General features: G+C 33.2%; 1 pseudogene. It reads left to right on the top strand.

Annotation, left to right across the window (positions count from 1 at the left end):
• Positions 1-725, top strand: a pseudogene (locus tag ELQ11_RS09630) (autotransporter outer membrane beta-barrel domain-containing protein); the annotation flags it as partial.

Here is a 725-nt window from a genome sequence, read left to right on the forward strand (position 1 = left end):
ATTTCCAACCAAGGCTCAGTAGGTAAAGATGAAAATGGTAATACAGTAACTAACAATGGTAGTGGTAGTGTTGGAATCAAAGATTGGGTTGTTTCTACAGACAAAGAAACAGGTAAATTAGACACTGTGGTTGTAGGTGGAAGTGGTAAAGATAATGTAAAAGTAGAAAACATCACCGTAGATCAAAGCAATGTTAATCTTGAAGAATTAGGCAATATCAACAATATCATCTCAGGTGTTAATCAAGGCAATATTGGCAATATAGGAACCAATGGAGGTGGGGAAATATCTTTAAGCTATGATCCATTAACAGGAAAACTTTCTACAGATTATCATCTTAATGCTTCCATATCTGGAGCAACCTTTAGATCTTTAATCTCAACTACTTCAAGAAGATCAACCTTTATAGATAATGTTATGGGTAATTCTATGCAAACTTTTGCTTTAGCTTCTTCAAGTAAGTCTCAAAGCATTGCTATGTCTGAAAAGGGTAATTTATATGCAGATGCAAGTGATTATATAAAGAGCGATTTAAATAAGGGAAGCTATGGTTCTAATAAAGAACATTCTTTATTCATCCTTCCTTATACTTCTTCACAGAATGTTGAACTTTCTTTAAATGAAGAAAGTAAAGGACACACTAAAGGAACCATCATAGGTTATTCTACTTTAAAAGACAGTGGAATATATGGTGTGTATGCAGGTTATGAAGATACAAAAATGAG

It is taken from the genome of Campylobacter sp. US50a (assembly GCF_004379015.1).
GTDB lineage: Bacteria > Campylobacterota > Campylobacteria > Campylobacterales > Campylobacteraceae > Campylobacter_D > Campylobacter_D jejuni.